At 33.8% G+C, this 1,383-nt stretch carries 2 protein-coding genes; both read left to right on the plus strand.

Features of this window, described 5'->3' with window-relative positions; genetic code table 11:
- The coding region (locus AB0C84_RS46185) for a single-stranded DNA-binding protein (RefSeq protein ID WP_361079281.1) at window positions 1-210 on the plus strand (210 nt) is incomplete at its 5' end.
- A 128-nt stretch (window positions 211-338) separates the two neighbouring features.
- A complete protein-coding gene (locus tag AB0C84_RS46190) occupies window positions 339-1,226 on the plus strand; it encodes a DnaD domain protein (protein ID WP_361079284.1) in 888 nt (295 codons plus the stop codon).
- Window positions 1,227-1,383 lie beyond the last annotated feature (157 nt).

The raw sequence follows: 1,383 nt of genomic DNA on the forward strand, positions 1-1,383 counted from the left end.
AAGCAAGCTTTAAACGTAAACGAGTATTTATCTAAAGGAAAACTAGCAGGCGTTGATGGACGAATTCAATCACGCAGCTATGAAAATCAAGAAGGTCGTCGAATTTTTGTTACTGAAGTTGTCGCAGATAGTGTTCAATTTCTTGAACCTAAAAATGCAAAAGGTAGTCAACAAAATGATTACTACCAACAACAATCAAGAGCTCAGTAAGGACAAAACAGACAACAAAGCAATGAACCGGTTGGAGATAATCCGTTTGCAAACGCTAATGGTCCAATTGATATTAGTGATGATGATTTACCATTTTAATTTAACCAATTTGAGAGTGAGGTGTTCATATGACTGGTTGGATAAGTTTGCACCGTTCAATTCAAAAACATTGGTTGTTTGAGGAAAAAAGGAAATTTTCACGATTTGAAGCATGGATAGATATCTTGATGATGGTAAATTATACAGACAACAAAATCGTGCATGACGGAGACTTAATAACTGTCAAACGAGGTCAAAGAATCACATCACTTAGACAACTTGGTGAGCGTTGGAGTTGGTCGATAACAAAGGTAGATAAATATTTAAAAATTTTAGAAAGTGATGGAATGTTAGACGTAAAAAAAGACACTAAAAAAACAGTTCTAACCGTTGTCAATTATGACGATTATCAAGATGAAGATTTGAAAAAAAGACGCAGAAATGACAGTGAAAAGACAGAGAAAAAACACAGAAGTAACACAGAAAAGACACAGAAAAAAACAAACAATAATGATAATAAAGAGAATAATGAAAACAATGATGATAATGATGTTGTTGTAGGCGACGACTTTGCTTCGATTTACAATCTGTATCAAGAAAACATTGAACAGGTACCAAGTCCAATTACAACGGAAAAACTAACTCAAGATATAGACCATTATGGAAAAGAGTTAGTAGCCTATGCAATAAAAAAAGCTGCACTCAATAATTCTCATAACTATAAATTCATAGACTACTTACTCAAAGATTGGCGTAAGCGTAACTTAACAACCATAAAAGCAGTTAAGCAATACGAACAACAAAGACAGGAACAAAAAGAACAGACTTATAAACCTAGTGTCGTTCAATCAAAAGAGAAAACACCAGATTGGTTAAATGACCGAGAACAAGAACAAGTTACTAAAGTTGATCCAAAGCTAGATAAAGATAGAGAAGAGTTTTTAAGAAAGCTAGAAGAAAACTGGGGACAACAATAACAGGTAACAATTAACGAACTATTATTTCGAGGTGAGTTATGGAAATAGTGATTAATTTTAATGATACGTATAAGGAACCTATCGGCTCTCCTCGTCCACGTTTTAGAAATACAGGTAAATTTGTTCGAACATACATGCCGACGTCTTATACAAAACA

This window comes from Actinomadura sp. NPDC048955 (genome assembly GCF_040649435.1).
GTDB lineage: Bacteria > Actinomycetota > Actinomycetes > Streptosporangiales > Streptosporangiaceae > Spirillospora > Spirillospora luteofluorescens.

Excerpts from the sequence above, each read along its gene's own strand:
- AB0C84_RS46190 (WP_361079284.1), top strand. The coding sequence starts at position 339 with ATGACTGGTTGGATAAGTTTGCACCGTTCAATTCAAAAACATTGGTTG.